Source organism: Pontibacter sp. SGAir0037 (genome assembly GCF_005491705.1).
In the GTDB taxonomy this organism is placed as follows: domain Bacteria; phylum Bacteroidota; class Bacteroidia; order Cytophagales; family Hymenobacteraceae; genus Pontibacter.
This window is the reverse complement of sequence record NZ_CP028092.1, coordinates 487,786-504,309: the sequence shown is the minus strand read 5'-3', so window position 1 is coordinate 504,309 and position 16,524 is coordinate 487,786. Positions and strand designations below refer to the sequence as shown.

General features: G+C 47.0%; 13 protein-coding genes. 5 read left to right on the top strand and 8 right to left on the bottom strand.

Annotated elements, in window-relative coordinates:
- Window positions 1-8: 8 nt before the first annotated feature.
- Complete coding sequence (locus C1N53_RS02080; protein WP_137761346.1) at window positions 9-1,277, bottom strand: replication-associated recombination protein A; 1,269 nt, start codon at window positions 1,275-1,277, stop codon at window positions 9-11.
- A gap of 112 nt (window positions 1,278-1,389) precedes the next feature.
- Entirely contained in the window at window positions 1,390-2,538 is a 1,149-nt protein-coding gene (locus tag C1N53_RS02075; RefSeq protein WP_137757749.1) for an AI-2E family transporter, read from the bottom strand.
- A 67-nt stretch (window positions 2,539-2,605) separates the two neighbouring features.
- Here C1N53_RS02075 and C1N53_RS02070 point away from each other — a divergent pair, with 67 nt between their 5' ends.
- Window positions 2,606-3,505, top strand: a complete 900-nt coding sequence (locus C1N53_RS02070; protein WP_137757748.1) for a DMT family transporter — start codon at window positions 2,606-2,608, stop codon at window positions 3,503-3,505.
- A 5-nt stretch (window positions 3,506-3,510) separates the two neighbouring features.
- Here the strand turns inward: C1N53_RS02070 and C1N53_RS02065 are convergent, their stop codons facing one another.
- Complete coding sequence (locus C1N53_RS02065) at window positions 3,511-4,080, bottom strand: hypothetical protein (RefSeq protein ID WP_137757747.1); 570 nt, start codon at window positions 4,078-4,080, stop codon at window positions 3,511-3,513.
- Window positions 4,070-4,588 (bottom strand): RNA polymerase sigma factor, encoded by a 519-nt coding sequence (locus C1N53_RS02060; RefSeq protein WP_137757746.1) that lies wholly within the window; start codon window positions 4,586-4,588, stop codon window positions 4,070-4,072. Before C1N53_RS02060 ends, C1N53_RS02065 begins: the two co-directional genes overlap by 11 nt.
- 164 nt (window positions 4,589-4,752) lie before the next feature.
- Here C1N53_RS02060 and C1N53_RS02055 point away from each other — a divergent pair, with 164 nt between their 5' ends.
- The 4 genes from C1N53_RS02055 (at window position 4,753) to C1N53_RS02040 (ending at window position 10,186) form a co-directional block, all read left to right on the top strand.
- Window positions 4,753-6,060, top strand: a complete 1,308-nt coding sequence (locus C1N53_RS02055; protein WP_137757745.1) for a serine hydrolase — start codon at window positions 4,753-4,755, stop codon at window positions 6,058-6,060.
- A gap of 132 nt (window positions 6,061-6,192) precedes the next feature.
- Window positions 6,193-6,870, top strand: a complete 678-nt coding sequence (locus C1N53_RS02050) for an NAD-dependent epimerase/dehydratase family protein (RefSeq protein WP_137757744.1) — start codon at window positions 6,193-6,195, stop codon at window positions 6,868-6,870.
- 122 nt (window positions 6,871-6,992) lie between these two features.
- Complete coding sequence (locus tag C1N53_RS02045; RefSeq protein ID WP_137757743.1) at window positions 6,993-9,359, top strand: TonB-dependent receptor; 2,367 nt, start codon at window positions 6,993-6,995, stop codon at window positions 9,357-9,359.
- A 14-nt stretch (window positions 9,360-9,373) separates the two neighbouring features.
- Window positions 9,374-10,186 carry a DUF4249 domain-containing protein gene (locus C1N53_RS02040; protein WP_137757742.1) on the top strand — a complete coding sequence of 271 codons (813 nt, stop codon included), beginning with the start codon at window positions 9,374-9,376 and terminating at the stop codon, window positions 10,184-10,186.
- Window positions 10,187-10,188: 2 nt separating this feature from the next.
- On the opposite strand, the gene C1N53_RS02035 is transcribed toward C1N53_RS02040, so the two are convergent.
- The 4 genes from C1N53_RS02035 to C1N53_RS02020 all read right to left on the bottom strand — a co-directional run bounded on the left by C1N53_RS02035 (window position 10,189) and on the right by C1N53_RS02020 (window position 16,285).
- Entirely contained in the window at window positions 10,189-10,473 is a 285-nt protein-coding gene (locus C1N53_RS02035) for a PG0541 family transporter-associated protein (protein WP_137757741.1), read from the bottom strand.
- 175 nt (window positions 10,474-10,648) lie between these two features.
- Window positions 10,649-13,759: an efflux RND transporter permease subunit gene (locus tag C1N53_RS02030; protein WP_137757740.1), complete on the bottom strand. Its 3,111-nt coding sequence runs from the start codon at window positions 13,757-13,759 to the stop codon at window positions 10,649-10,651.
- 11 nt (window positions 13,760-13,770) lie between these two features.
- The gene (locus tag C1N53_RS02025) at window positions 13,771-14,868 is read right to left on the bottom strand and encodes an efflux RND transporter periplasmic adaptor subunit (protein WP_137757739.1); all 1,098 of its coding nucleotides are present in this window, start codon (window positions 14,866-14,868) and stop codon (window positions 13,771-13,773) included.
- Window positions 14,852-16,285 carry a TolC family protein gene (locus tag C1N53_RS02020; RefSeq protein ID WP_168193934.1) on the bottom strand — a complete coding sequence of 478 codons (1,434 nt, stop codon included), beginning with the start codon at window positions 16,283-16,285 and terminating at the stop codon, window positions 14,852-14,854. The genes C1N53_RS02025 and C1N53_RS02020 overlap by 17 nt, the downstream gene beginning before the upstream one ends.
- Between the last annotated feature and the right edge of the window lie 239 nt (window positions 16,286-16,524).

The following is a 16,524-nucleotide window of genomic DNA, read 5'->3' as shown; positions in this document are numbered from 1 at the left end:
TCTAGCTCTCAATACTTATACTTCTCGCCCCACTGCCCTTTTAGTTGCTTGCGCATGTCGTTTTCTCGGGCGTTCTGGCCTGGGTTGTAAAGAATAGTGTTTCGCAGGCCCTCAGGCATAAAGTCTTGCTGCACAAAATTGCCTTCGTAGTCGTGGGCATATTTATAGTTGTTCCCGTAGCCAATCTCTTTCATGAGCTTGGTTGGTGCATTGCGTATGTGCAAAGGCACTGGCAGGTTGCCTGTTTGCTGCACCAGGGCCCGCGCATTCTTTATGGCTTTGTATGAGGCATTGCTTTTAGGCGAAGTAGCCAGGTATACGGTTGCCTGCGAAAGAATGATTTCTGCCTCCGGGTAACCAATCATCTGCACCGCCTGAAAGCAGGAAGTGGCCATCAGCAAGGCATTGGAATTAGCCAGCCCAATATCTTCAGAAGCAGCAATAAGCATTCGCCGCGCTATAAATTTAGGATCTTCGCCACCTTCAATCATACGCGCCAGCCAGTAAACGGCCGCATTCGGATCGGAGCCGCGAATCGATTTAATGTAAGCCGAAACCAGGTCGTAGTGCATTTCACCTGATTTATCGTACATCACGATGTTCTGCTGGGCCACCTGCTGTACCAACTCGTTTGTCACCACTACTTCATTGCCCTTCACTCCTTCTGCCACAATTTCGAGCAGGTTCAGCAGCTTACGGGCATCACCGCCTGATATCGTTAAAAGTGCCTCGTATTCCTGCACGCGCACATTACGTTTTCGCATCCACTCATCTTCTGCCAGGGCTTTATCTACCAGTTCTATCAGCTCATCTTTGTTCAGGTGCTTGAGTATATATACCTGGCAGCGCGATAAAAGGGCCGATATCACTTCAAAAGACGGATTTTCGGTGGTTGCACCCACCAGGGTTACTGTTCCCTTTTCCACAGCTCCTAAAAGGGCATCCTGCTGCGATTTGTTAAAGCGGTGAATTTCATCTATAAAGAGGACAGTGCCTTGCCGCTTTTTTGCCTGGTCTATCACCTCCCGAATGTCTTTCACACCAGAATTAATGGCGCTAAGTGCAACAAAAGGCACCTTCATCTGATTGGCAATAATGTTGGCCAACGTAGTTTTTCCAACGCCCGGAGGCCCCCATAAGATCATAGAAGGAATTACACCGCCTTCTATGTAGCGGCGCAAAATACCTGTTGGTCCTACCAAATGCTTTTGTCCGTAATACTGGTCCAGGTTATGTGGCCGCATGCGCTCGGCCAGCGGTATATTCGGATGATTCATTAATTCCATAGCTCTTCCTGTTAATCGTCAGGTAAAGGCAAAGCTACGAATTTGAGAGGAAAGAGATAAGACAGAAATCATGCTGCAAGCGGTAGCACCTCCAATACATAGCCTACTGCTCACCGGTGGGCTCTATATCATTCTCCCGCTCCAGTTGCCGCTTTACCTGATCATCGTCATTTCTCAGAGCCGGCTCCTGCATAGGACTCACTGCTGGTTTTTCGTCTCCAAACAGCACTCCCCATTGCTTAAAGTTTTCGGTGCGGTCGAAAATAATCTTGAATACGGCAATAAGCGGCAGCGACAGGAACATACCAATAATACCGGCTATTTCTCCACCCACTATTACTCCCACAATGGTTGCCAGGGCATTAATTTTAACTTTAGAGCCTACTATACGCGGCATCAGAATATTGTTATCCAGGAACTGCGCACCAGCAATTACGCCCAGTACTGTAATTATGGGCCATAATTCTGACGAAGAGGCAAGCGTTAACAATACACCTATGATATTCCCCAGCAAGGCGCCAACGTATGGAATCAGGTTCAGAAAAGCAAAAATCACCCCTATGAGCAGTGCGTGCTTAATACCAATGATCATCAGGGTGCCCCCCACTAAAACCGTCATGTAGCTAACCTGTATTAGCAAGCCAAAGAGATAACTCTTAATGATCACTTCCATCTCCCGCATAGCATCCTCTACTTTTTTATGGCTGTCCTTTGGAAACCAGAAAAAAACGAAACGCAACAACAGGTTTTTATAAAAAAGCAGCAGAAAGATATAGATTGGCAGCAGCCCCAGGAAAATAAAGATATTAGTTATAGACAAAGCTGCCCCACTTAGCATATTGCCTGCATAGCCCAATACCCTGCCACTTTGCTCACTTATAAAACTGGTCTGTTCTTCGGTAGAGTATGGCGTAATATTTTCTATCCAAACACTGAGCGATTGCAGGTGCTTGGTAACATTTGCCTGAATGGTAGGAAAGTCAGAAACCAGATTGCTTATCTGGTACGAGAAAAACCATACAATCAGGCCCACTACTACTATCAAAGCCATCAAACTGACAGCTATGGAAAGCACATCCGGAAACCTCTTTCTACGGAAAAACCGGTAAAGTGGCAGCAGCATAATGCTCAGGAAAAAAGCCATTAAAAGAGGTGCCAGTAAGTCCTTGGCCAGCACAATAATCCAGCCTAAAAAGAACAAGCCCATTATCTCAATGGATCTTCTGACGGTTAGCGGTAACTTGTTTATCATAAGTGCATATATAGCGTCGTAACTGAGCTATATACGGAAAGGAAAGAAAAGCATTTATCTTTGCCGCATGAATAAAAATGTGCAGGTGCATGCGGCGCTTTTTCTGGTTGCCCTGATTTACGGCAGTAACTATAGTATAGCCAAAGAAGTAATGCCCGCTTATGTGGGGCCATACGGTCTTATAATTTTGCGCGTGGTGTCTGCAGCTATCTTTTTCGGCGTTTTCTCCAGGTTGGTGATCAAAGAAAAGATAAGAGGTTGGGCTGACAACCTGCGCTCTGTTGCCTGTGGTATTACAGGTATTGCGTTTAATCAGCTTTGCTTTTTTGGCGGGCTAAACCTAACAGCCCCTATCAATGCTGCTTTGCTGATGGTTATAAGTCCTGTGGTGGTGCTTCTGTTCTCGGCTTTGCTCCTGAAAGAGCGGGTAGGCTGGAAAAAAATTACAGGCATTGTGGTAGCCTGCCTGGGCGCCCTGTTGCTGATCAGCAGTTCCCATACGGCCTCCGGCACCGGCAACTGGCTCGGCGATGTGCTGATCATTTTAAACGCCACCAGTTTTGGCTTATACCTGGTGCTGGTAAAACCGCTGATGGCCAAGTATAAAGCGGTAACGGTGGTGAGTCGTATTTTTGCTGTAGGAGCAGTTATAGTTGTACCCTTCGGACTTAACCAGTTATTGGCCCCCGATTATAGTGCCTTTCCGCTTACAATCTGGCTCGCCATTGCTTTTATGATTATTGGGGTAACTATTATTACGTACCTGCTTAACACCTGGGCCTTGAAGTATGCAAACCCTACCTTAGTTGCTATTTACATTTACCTGCAACCCGTGTTGGCTATTTTAATTGCTGTCGGGTTTGGCAAGGATTCGTTTACGCTACAGAAAGCACTGTACGCCCTGCTCATTTTTGCAGGGGTATATATGGTTAGCATGACGAAGCAGCAGGTAGCCAAGAGAGCTTAGTTTTATTACTCCTCCAACTCCTCTAAAGCAGCCTTTAACTTTTCCTGTAGCGGCACAAGGTCTTTTTTTAATGCTTCCCGGTTCAGGTAGTAAAGCCCGATAGCCAGAAAAACCATAATAGCATAAGCTGATATTTCATGCGACAACCCTCTTACAATAAAAAGCATACTCACAAATAAAGGTAGTATATACCAATACAGTACATTCTGAAGCAGCTTTGCCTGCTGGTCAACAAATGTTTTCTGCTGTTGCAGATAATCCCTCAAGGAAGTGTCCAAGCCTTTTGGCTCATATTTTCTTGCTCGGTTTAAGCTATAAATAATAAGCAGGCAGGTTAGTACTAACAGTATGGCTCCAATAATTAAAAATATATCGCCCTTAACATAAGCTATAAACCCGAAAGCCGGCACAATGGCAATTGCAGCCACAACTTCCCTTATGTCCCGGTTTCTCAAGCCTTTCTCCATTCGTTTCAGCTCTTTGTTCAGATCATCTAACAACCTGGTTTTATTATACCTTACCACTTCTTCATGGCTCGCTTGCTGCCACAATCTTTTTAATTCATCATCTAACATCGCATATTTGTTTTATACAGGTTGATAATTTGATTTTGATCCGTTTGATCTTCACGGATACATGGTTCTCTGTCAGGCCGGTAATAGCAGCTATTTCTTTGTAAGGTAAATCCTCCAGGAATAGCAGCACGATAGATCTGTCTGTTTCATTAAGTTGCTGTATACAGGCATAAAGGGCTGCAAAAGCTGCTTCCTGCCCCGGCATATCCGGCAGTGGATCCTCTACATTCTCCAGCGTAACGCTATCAAACTGCACATGCTTTTTTTTCCTTTTTTGTAACTTATAGTTGCTTCGCAAGCATACATTTAATGTAATGCGATACACCCAGGTGCGAACATCAGCCAGTCCTTTGAAATCAGGCAGGGCTTTCCAGATTTGCAACACAACTTCCTGAAAAATATCATGTGCATCATCGGCATCACTGGCATAGGTCCGGCAAATGCGGAAGATCCTCTCTTTGTCAGAATCTAATATGTTCAGGAATCTTGTTTCCAGTTCTTGCTGCATGTGGTTTTAAGCGGCCTTTTAGACACTTTATCAGATTAGTTACCAGAGCCGCTAAAATATGACAGTGCAGCCAAACTATTTTTTCAACCTCTATAGTACAGCATTAAGTATTGAAAAAAAGTAATTAATTACTACCTTTCTTAGGATATAAACATAGCAACTATATGCTTCACAGAAAACTGAATCTGCTTTGGCTCTGCCTGGTCCTTAGTGTAAGTACCTTTGCCCAGACAGCCACTAAAACCGCCACTGCTACCTTAAAAGAGGCGAAACCTGAAACGGTTGGTATGAGTGGTGAACGCCTGCAAAATATCGATCGTGCTATGCAGGAGTATGTTGATAAAGGATACATACCAGGCGCTATTGGCCTGATTGCCCGCAATGGTAAAATAGTATACTACAAGGCAGCAGGCTACGACGATGCAGAGGCCCGGTCGCAACTTCAGCGCGACGATATTTTCCGGATAGCTTCGCAAACAAAAGCTATCACCAGCGTGGGAGTTATGATGTTGTATGACGAAGGGAAGCTGAAACTTGAAGATCCGATTTCGAAGTACATACCCAGCTTTAAGAACCCACAGGTGCTGGAAAAGTTTAATGCACAGGACTCAAGCTACACCACAATACCGGCTAAGCGTGAGATCACCATTAAAGATTTGCTTACCCATACCTCAGGTATCGGCTATGCGTCCATTGGGAGTAAAGAGATTGTAGCCATCTACGCTAAAAATAACATCCCGAGTGGCATTGGCACCCCGATGGGAAACTTAGGCAAATCTATTACAGCACTTGGAAAGCTACCCCTCGTACACCAGCCCGGAGCACGGTTTACTTACGGACTGAACACGGATGTGCTAGGCTACCTGATAGAAGTGGTGTCGAAACAATCGCTCGATACTTTCTTCAGGAACCGTATTTTCGGGCCTTTAAATATGAACGACACCTGGTTTTATCTGCCTGTGGAAAAGCAGGAGCGTTTGGTAAAATTATACACCGAAAACCAGAACAAAGAAACTGTACCGATGCCTGCACAAGGCGGGTTAACGCCGGACTATCCGAAGGCTAAAGGTATGTATTACTCAGGTGGTGCCGGCTTATCTTCTACCATCTACGATTATGCCATTTTCCTGCAGATGCTCCTAAACGGCGGTGAATACAATGGCCGTCGTATTCTAAAAGAAAGTACTGTCCGACTGATGACTACCAACCAGATTGGAGAAATCAATAACGGCGACAGTAAATTCGGACTTGGCTTTGGCATTGCCACAGAGAAAGGTGCAGCGAATTCGCCTGTTTCCGTTGGCTCATTCGACTGGGGAGGCATCTTCGGAACTACTTACTGGGTAGATCCCAAAGAAGGTATAGTAGCGCTGTTGTACACGCAAAAGTACCCGAACAGCCACGGCGGCCTGGGCAATGAATTCCGGAAACTGGTTTACCAGGCCATCGTTGACTCCGCAAGCAAAAAATAGTTAAAGAGAAAGGGTTTGGTTCTGATCAAACCCTTTCTCTTTAAAGACAATGCCTGGTATCATCCACCGCTCTCCTTCATAGTTTTTATACCTGCTGAACAGCATTTACTCCTGAACATTCATCCATAACACATGAAAATAACAGCCATTATAACGGGAGCCACTGGTATGGTGGGCGAAGGTGTATTACATGAATGCCTGCATCACCCCGATGTAGAACAGGTGCTGGTAATCAACAGAAGGCCCTGCGGTATCACACACCCTAAACTAAAGGAAATCATTCACCATAACTTTTACAACCTCTCGGCTATAGAAACTCAGCTACAGCCCTACAATGCCTGCTTTTTCTGCCTCGGCACGTCCTCCATCGGGATGAATGAGAAAGACTACCACCGCGTTACCTACGACCTGACCATGCATGTAGCGGAGACGCTGGCAAAGCTGAATCCCGAAATGACTTTTTGCTATGTATCTGGTGCCGGAACCGATGGCACAGAAAAAGGACGCTTGATGTGGGCACGTGTAAAAGGCAAAACAGAAAACCACCTGCGCCAGTTACCTTTCAGACAAGTATATGCTTTTCGACCAGGATTCATGAAGCCTACCCAAGGACTCAAAAATACCTGGAAATTTTATTTTGCAATAAACTGGCTATACTCCCCACTTCGGGCTTTATTTCCAAAGTATGTATCCACACTAAAAGAATTAGGGCTGGCCATGATACAAGTTGTAAACAATGGCTATGAGAAACCTGTTATGGAGGTACAAGACATCGTGATTGCTGCAAAAAGATTGTATAAAAAGCTATAGTTCAATAACATACAAAATATAATATTTTTTTAACCCAGCTTTTATATCAGGATACAACCTGAGATCGTTGGAAAATTAAAATCAGTGAGTTCAAATAAATCAGAACTAGCAAAACTTTACAAATGCCCCCTACACCATTCTTTCAGCGTAAGACTTCCGTACTTATAGCGCATCTTCTTTGCCTGCTGTGTTTTAACCTGCCGGTGCCCGATGCACTGGCGCAAAGCACCAGGTATACCATCAGCGGCGCCATTAAAGACAAAGCCAGCGGCGAAACGCTTATTGGCGCTACTGTGCGTGTGGCTGAACTGAGTGGTACCGGTGCTGCCACCAATGAATTCGGTAATTTCTCGCTTACTCTTCCGGCAGCCACTTATACATTGCTCATAGATTATGTAGGCTATGAACAGCAGCAAAGACAAGTAGAACTGAATAACAATACCCGACTAAACATCCTGCTGGAGCAACAGAGCAGGCAGCTAAACGAAGTAGTCGTTACTTCCTCCCGTGCCGACCAGAATGTGCGGAGTCCGCAGGCCGGTGTTGAAAAGCTGGATATGCGTGAAATCAACCTCCTTCCCGTGCTGATGGGTGAGCGGGATGTGCTGAAATCGGTGCAGCTTACACCAGGCATTAAATCGGCAGGTGATGGTAATGCAGGCTTTTATGTTAGAGGCGGTGGCGCAGACCAGAACCTGATCCTGCTAGACGACGCACCTGTGTATAATGCTTCTCACCTGCTGGGTTTCTTCTCAACGTTTAATTCCGATGCTATTAAAGATGTAACCGTGTACAAAGGCGGTATGCCAGCCGATTACGGTGGCCGGCTCTCTTCGGTGCTGGATATTAAAATGAACGACGGCAGCACCCAAGACTACCATGTAAGTGGCGGCATCGGCCTTATATCGGCAAAGCTTAACCTGGAGGGGCCGATACAAAAAGACAAGTCTTCTTTCCTGATCAGCGCCCGCAGAACCTATGCCGACATGTTTTTAAAGCTTAGCGGTGACGAGGATCTTAAAAGCAGCTCCTTGTATTTCTACGATCTGAATGCAAAGCTTAGCTATACTTTATCTGAGAAAGACAGGCTGTTCGTGTCAGGCTACTTCGGTCGCGACAATCTGGGCTTCCGCGATCAGTTTGGCATTGATTGGGGAAACGCGACCGGCACCTTACGCTGGAGCCATTTGGTAAGCGACCGTTTATTCTCGAATACCTCCCTGATCTTTAGCGACTACAGCTACAAAATTGGGATCAGTACCAATAACAACAATTTTGATATTACCTCCCGCATCCGCGACTTGAACCTGAAACAGGAGTTTGAATTTTTCCCAAACCCCAGGAACTCCATGAAGTTTGGCGTAAATGCCATCTATCATACTGTCGTTCCAGGCGAGATAACGGTTACAGGAGAAGCCAACATTAACTCAAGTGAGTTGCAGCAACGATATTCCCTGGAAAATGCAGCTTATTTTACCAACACCTGGACTGCCACTAACAGGCTTAGCCTGATCTACGGTTTGCGTATTTCAGCCTTCAGCATATTAGGCAAAGGCGACTTTTATACCTTAAACAGTAACCGTGAAGTAACAGACGTTGCCAGCTACGACCGAGGCGAACATGTGCAAACATACCTGAACCTGGAGCCGCGCTTGTCAGGTGCCTATCAGCTGAGCGAGACCTCATCGCTAAAAGCCTCTTATGCCCGCACCACCCAATACCTGCACATGCTGTCTAACTCCACCACCTCCAGCCCAACCGATAGATGGGTCTCAAGCTCAAATAATATCAAGCCGGGTATAGCTGACCAGGTGTCGCTGGGGTACTTCAGAAATTTTTCTGATAACCTGTTCGAGTTCAGCGTGGAAAGCTATTATAAGGCCATGCAGAACCAGATCGATTATAAAGACGGAGCTAATATTACCAACAGCGAAGTGGTTGAAGCAGAGCTGCTCTTTGGTGAAGGCAGAGCCTACGGCATAGAGTTTTTCTTAAAGAAAACAAGCGGCAGGCTCAGCGGCTGGTTAGGCTATACCTTGTCCCGCTCCGAGCGCCTGATCAACGGCATCAACAACAACAGCTGGTACCCTGCCAGGCAGGACCGCACCCACGACATAGCCTTGGTAGGCATTTACCAGCTTACCCCCACCTGGACCCTTTCCGGAAACTGGGTATACAATACGGGCAATGCAGTTACTTTCCCAAGCGGCAAGTATCGCGTAGCCGATCAGGTGGTATTTTACTATACAGAACGTAATGGTTACCGCATGCCCGCTTACCACCGCTTAGACTTAGGCGCTACCAAAAAGCTACAAGACACACCTAAGTTTTCTTCTGAACTGGCTATTAGTATTTACAATGCCTATGGCCGGGAAAATGCCTTCCTCATTAATTTCAGGGAAAACGAAAACGACCCGAGCAGAACAGAAGCATACCAGGTGGCGCTGTTTAAAATGATTCCTTCCGTTTCTTACAACTTCAGATTTTGATTAAGCTACTCACCATGAAACTATACCGGATGCGTTACCTGATCCTGTTGCTTCTGGCTGCCCTGCTTATGCAGCTGTTGAGCGCCTGTGAGCAGGTAATAGAAGTTAACCTGAATGATGCCTCTCCCCGCTATGTGATAGAAGGCAGCATTACAGATGAAGCAGGTCCGTACCAGATTCGGATTACCCGCACTAAAAACTTTGATGAAGACAATACTTTTGAAGGAGTTACCGGTGCTGTTGTTCTTGTTTCGGATAATGCAGGAAATATGGAGACACTACAGGAACATAGCCCGGGCATATATACAGGCTCTATCGTGCCGGGCGTGCCAGGGCGAAGCTACTTTTTAAACGTTCTCATTGGAGAAGAAAGATTTACCGCCACCTCTACCATGCCTGCTCTTGTTCCTTTCGAAGATCTGTATATAGAAGAACAAAGCACCTTCGGAGAAGCCCGCAAAGTGCCCTATGCTGTTTTTACCGATCCTGCCGGTGAACCTAATTATTACCGGTTCCTGCTTACTGTGAGTGGCAGGAGAGTAAACGTGATTTATGCCTACACCGACCAGTATACAGATGGCAGACAGGTGAAAAGATCGTTGCGCTATTTTACCGAAAACGAAGACGACGACATAAAAACCGGAGATCAGATAGAGGTTGAGATGCAGTCTATCGATAGCCCTGTTTATACCTATTTCTATAGTTTAAGCCAAACGATTGGCCAGAATGCTGCAGCTCCGGGTAACCCTGTCAGCAACATTACAGGAGGTGCTTTAGGCTATTTTAGCGCCCATACAGTGCAAAGGAAAAGTATTGCGGTGGAGTAGCACTACTCCACCGCCACTTCTACCCGCCAGCTGAAAGCCTTTAGCCCCTGCTCTTCTGAGGCAGCGTTAATTTCTTTTAACCTGGAAATCAGCTTATCTGCTTTATCATCCGGTGCCACAGAAAGAATGGCATTGTTTAACGCAGGCCAGGTATGGGTGCCCATGCGGGGTTCTCCTTCCAAAGAGCCCCGCCCCTGCAAATCGTTAAACTTCGTAAAGCCCCTGATCGCCACCTCATCCAGCAGGCTTACAATCTCCTCCGATAAAGCCTGGTTGAATACAATCATGATACCCTTCATTTTTTTCGAATTAGAAATTATGCTTTTACTGCTCCTTCATTACCTAACATCTTTACTCGCTCTTTGCGCTTAATGAACTCAAACACCTCCCACACCATCTTCAAATCTCCATATTTCAAATCTCCTCATCCAATTAGCACATTAGAGAATCAGCACATTAAAACTAGCCTGCCAGCAAACTCACCTTATGCTTGCGTTTGCGGTGGAAAATAGCATACATCACAGGTACAAAAACCAGCGTGATAAGCGTGGAAAAGGTCAAACCTCCGATTACTGCCACGGCCATTGGTTTCCAGGTTTCGGAGCCTTCGCCCTTGCTGATAGCCAGTGGAACCATGGCTAGCAAAGTGGTAAGCGTAGTCATGAGCACAGGGCGCAGCCTGGAAGCACCTGACTCCACTATAGAATCGAACAGCGACAGCCCTCTGCCACGGAGCAACTGAATGTAGTCTACCAATACGATGGCGTTTTTCACCACTATACCCACTAGTATAATGCCTCCCACAAATGCAATCACACTAAGTTTGGTGTTGGTAAATACCAGGGCCAGCATCACACCCGTAAAGGCAAAAGGCAGTGAGAACATAATAATAAAGGGATCTTTCAGCGACTCGAACTGGGCAGCCATTACAATGTATACTAAAATAATACTGAGCCCCAGCAGCAGGAACAAATCCCCGAAGGCATCCTGCTGCTCTTCAATGTCTCCGCCAAACTCAATTTCCACTCCCGAAGGCACATCCAGCTCATTCTGAATAAAGTCTTCCATTTGTGCCGTTACCACGTTTAAAGGTGTTTCCAGCAAATCTGCGGTTACGCCTACAGCACGTTCCCGCCCTATGCGCTCAATATTGGGTGGTGTAAAGATTTCACGCACTTCGCCAAGCGAACCAACTTCTACCAGGTTCCCATCCGGTGTGGTAATGGTCATTCGCCTAACATCCTCTATACTCTGCCTGAAAGGAGCACCGTAACGGACAACCACATCAAACTCCTCGCCTTGCTCCCGGTACTCGGTAGCAGTCTGGCCGGCAATCATACTACGGATGCTCTGTCCTACTGCTCCGGTGTTCAGCCCTAAGGGAGCCAGCCGGTTCCGGTCCAGGTCAATTTGCAGGGCGGGCTGCGGATCGCCACGGTCTACACTGGCATTTCTTACCCCTTCAATCTGCTCCAGCCGGGCAACAATTCTGTCTGCTATTCCGGAAATCTGCTCCAGGTCGTTGCCGATAATATTTATAGCAACAGGCGCTCCGGCACTAGGTCCGCCCTGCGTGCTAACAGAAAAATCGATGATTTCCGGAATATCCCGGAACTTCTCCCGCAGCACTTCCGCAATCTCAAAAACAGTTCTGTCGCGCTGGTCGACTGGCACCAGCGATGCATTAATATCGATGATATTAGAGCCTGTACTTGCACCGCCCATAATACTTCCGCCACCTTGTGTACTGGAACCTATGCCCGAAGAAATTATTTCCAGTTCCGGCACATGCTCCTTAAAGATAGCCTCCACCTTTTCGATAGTTGGCAGTGCGCTCTGCGGGCTGCGGCCCGTTGGTAATTCCAGCGTGATCATGAGCCGGGCGTTATCAGCCTGCGGCATGAACTCTGTTCCGATTCTCGGCACCAGAAGCAGCGACCCCACAAACAAAACAACTGCCAGCACAACAACCAGCGCCTTGTGCGTAAGCGACCATCCTAAAATGTTTTTATAACCTCTGTCCATGCGGCCCAATACATTTTCCACACTCCGGTCGAGTTTGTGCCGGAAACTGTTGCGGAGTTTGTTGTCTTTTTTCTTTTCCTTAAAAAGTTTAGAAGACATCATCGGGATAAGTGTAAGGGCTGCTAGCGTAGAAATAACAATAGTTACCACCACAATGGCACCCAACTGCCCAAACCAGATACCAGTCATACCGGTCAGGAAGGTGAGCGGAAGGAATACAGCAACAACAGTGAGCGTAGTAGCAACCACTGCCACACCTACTTCGTTGGTGCCGTACAAGGCTGCTTCCCTGGGCTTGGTACCTCTTTCAATGTAAGTGGTAATGTTTTCGAGCACCACAATGGCATCGTCTACCACCATGCCCAAAGCTATGGAAAGCGAGGAAAGCGAGATAAGGTTTAACGTATTGCCCGTAATTGAGAGATAGATAAAGGCGCCGATAAGCGAAAAAGGAATGGTAAGCGCCACAATAAAAGTTGCCCGCCATTTCCGAAGAAATATAAATACAACTAGCACCACAAACACAACGGCATAAATCAGCACTTCCGATAAGTTGTTTACAGAATTCACGATGTAGCGGGAAGTATCTACCACCGTCTGTATTTTTACATCAGGCGGAAGCGTACGCTCCAGCTCCGGCAGCCTTGCCAGCACCTGCTTGGCTACCTCCACGGTATTGGCATTGTTCTGCTTCTGCACCGATATGGTAATTGCGTTGCCCCCGTTTACCACTTCCAGGCGATTCTCTTCGTTAATAGCATCGCGTACCTCGGCTACATCCTGCACATAAATAATACCGCCCTGTGGCGTGTTCCTCACCACGATCTGGTTTATCTCCTCCACCGTTTTAAACTCTGCATCTATCCGCACGTTGTACTGCTGCCGACCAACGGTAATATCACCGGCCGGAATAACCAGGTTCTCGTTGCTGAGTGCCTGCGATATCTGGTTTATGTCTACCCCATAAGCACGCATGCGCTGCGGATCTATGTTGATCTGGATTTCGCGGACTGGCCCTCCCTGTATATTTACAGCACCTACTCCCGGAATCCTGTTGAGAGGCGTTACCAGTTGGTTGTCGAGTATCTGCCTCAGGTTAGGATAACTTTCTTTTGCCGTGGCCGCGAGGGTGATAACAGGAATGCTACTGGCATTGAACCGATAAATCACCGGCTCATCTACATCGTCGGGCAGCAGCGGCTGTGCCCTGCTCAAGGCATCCCGAATGTTATTGGAGGCCTCATCCAGGTTTGCGTTCCAGTCAAATTCAATGGTAATGATCGATAAATTATCTACCGAACTGGAGGTGATTTCATCGAGATCGTTCAGCGTACTGAACTGGTCTTCGAGTTGCCGCGTTACGTTCTGCTCCACCTCCAGGGCACCTGCACCCTGGTAAGTTGAAATAACGGTAATAATAGGCGGATCTATTTCCGGAAACAGATCTACAGGCAGATTTAAAGTAGAGTATACGCCAAACACCATCAGGGCCAGAAACACCATAATGGTGGCAACAGGACGGAATATGGCTAATTTAAATATGTTCATGCTGCTAATGCTTACTGTTCAGAAACCTGTCCGGGATTATTCATGATTCTTACCAGGGAGCCTTCGTTCAGCTTACCCATACCTTCCGTTACGATGCGTTGCCCTGCCTCAAGCCCAGACTGTATCTGAATCAGTTCTTCGTAGCGGTTACCTGTCTCCACAGCCGTACGTCGAACACGATCACCCTCCACCACATATACAAACTGGTTGGTCGTACCTTGCTGGTTGACAACAGCAGAGGTCGGAATGTAAATACCTTCTGCTTCTCCCAGGTTTAAGGTTACACGGGCAAACATACCGGGGCGCAACCTCCTGTCTTTGTTATCGATGCGTATTTCCGTCTGAAAAGTGCGGCTGCCTCTGTCGATTGTAGGCGATTTCCGGTATACCTGTCCTGTAAACTCCTGGTCCGGGTACACATCTGAAAGCACGGTTGCCTGCATTCCTTCATTCACTCTTGTAAAATATGCCTCACCTACACGAATGGTTACTTTTACAGGATCAATCTGCATCATAGACAAGATAGCGGGCGCATCGGCAGAGGGCGAAAAGATTTCGCCTGAAGTAAAGTATTTACCTGTTATCACACCGTTAAAGTTGGCCGTAAGGCGGGTATTCTGTGCCAGGTTGTTGTAATTGCTCAGCGCATTCTGATACTCTGTCTGGGCCTGATCAAACTGCTGCCCAGATACAGAGCCAATGCGATATAAAGTATCGAGGCGGGTAACATTTCGCCTTGCCAGATCGAGCTGTGTTTTGGCCTGGTTCAACTGAGTTGAATTCATGGTCGCCAGCACCTGCCCCTTTCTTACCTGGTCTCCCTCCTGCACATGTATTCGGTCTATCCTGACACCTGTTTGGCCTGCAATAAGAGCCTGTTCCCAGGGTTCAATATTTCCTGTATAGCTGATCTGCTGAGGCAGCGTCTGTACCTGTATAACTTGGGCTTCCACCGCAACGGCCTGTTCAGCTTCTGCCTTCTCCTGCGTTTGGGCTTGTTGTTCGTTGCCACCGCAAGCGTTCAGCAAAAGTGCCAGTAGCGCATACCCCGCTAAGCCGCGGTAAATTTTCTTTATTGTTCTCCCTGATACGTTAGTTGCCTGTTCCATTACCTCCGGTTAATTGTTCGAAATCGGCTATTGCATTTAAATATTCATACACCACTTCTAAATAACTCAGCCGCGACTGCGTGAGCGCCAGTTCTGCATCGTTGGCATCGATAAACGTACCAACACCGCTCCTGTAGCTTACCTGCGCAATTTCAAAACCCTTTTGTGCCTGCGCTATATTCTTTTCCTGTGCTGCCAGTGCTGCCCTTGCTCTTTTCACCCTGTTTAATGCGTTTTTGGCCTGAATGGTCAGCGATTTGCTCATGTACTGTTTCTGGATCTGTACCTGCTCCAGGTCCAGTTTGGCCTGCTCTATCTGGCGGGAACGCACGAACCCCTGGAAAACAGGCACACTTAGCTGCAAGCCTACGCCGGATGTTCGCACCCACAGGTACTCCCTGAAGTTGAAATTATTTGCCTGCGACTGATACGCATAGTTACCAAAAGCTGAAACTGACGGAAAATAGCTTGATTGCTGCACCTGTACCTGCTGCTCCTGCAGCATCTCCTGCACATCGAGTTGTTTCAGGCTAGGGTTGTTTTCTACACCAAAGGAGGTAAGCAGTTCTGTATTACTGCTATTCAAAAACTCCTGTAGTGTTTGCACCAGTACAACCGGAATCTCATCGGGTATGTTGGCCAGCAATTTTAGGTTACTGGTGGCCGCTTCCAGGCTGTTTTCTGCCTGCAGAATATCCGGTCTGATATTTTCTACCTGCACCTCCGATCGGATAACATCATACTGCGGCACCAGCTCCTGGGCAAACTGGTTTCGGGTATTTTCAAAATTACGTTGAGCATTCTGCAGGCTTTGCTGCAGCACCTTCAACGATTCCTGCGCCAGTAAAACATCATAATACGCTTTTTTCACCTGCATGCGAATATCATTCCTGCTGATGTCCAGCCCTCGTTCATTTACGTTTACTGCCGTTTTAGCAGCTCTTGAGTTCAGGATCAGCTCCCGGCTATAGATCGGCACATTGGCCTGCGCCGCTAACTGGTACGAGTTATCTGATCCGGCTTCAATAACGGTTACTCCCTCTGAGCCGCCGCCGCCAGCTCCCGGAAAATTACTACCGGCAGGCAGGAAGAAAACAGGCCTCTTCAGGTTCCGGGTATACTGGCCATCAATGCCAACCTGCGGCAGGAAACCGCCATTTACGGCTCTGAGCTGGCTGTTGGCACGCTTTACACTCAGCTGTGCCAGCAGTACATCGGGGTTCCCTGAAATGGCGCTTTCCACTGTTTCTTCTAGGGTAAGCCGGAGTGTATCGCTTATTTGCGCCCTGGCCTGTGCTGTAGCTCCTATCTGCAGCCCAACACTAAGCAAAGCACTACAGATAAGAATAATAAATCGGGACCTGCTAAAAGCATACCTGTGCATTTGTGCAGCAATTTCTGCTACCTTACTTTTCATGTGCATAAATCTGTTTCTATCGCCCAAACTGATTTCTGACCTAATTGTTTAAAAATAGCTTGACGCTATTATTTGAGTTTCCCGCTCTGTGTTCGTTGCCTTGGCAGTTAGAACTATAGCTTAGAGTTACTCAAAAATCAGCTTTGGGTTTTGAAAACTTCAGTTAGTTCTGTTTTTTATGAACTAGAGAAGCTAGAAGATAATAGTATGACACGCCTGTACCCAGCAGAGTAAGGCAC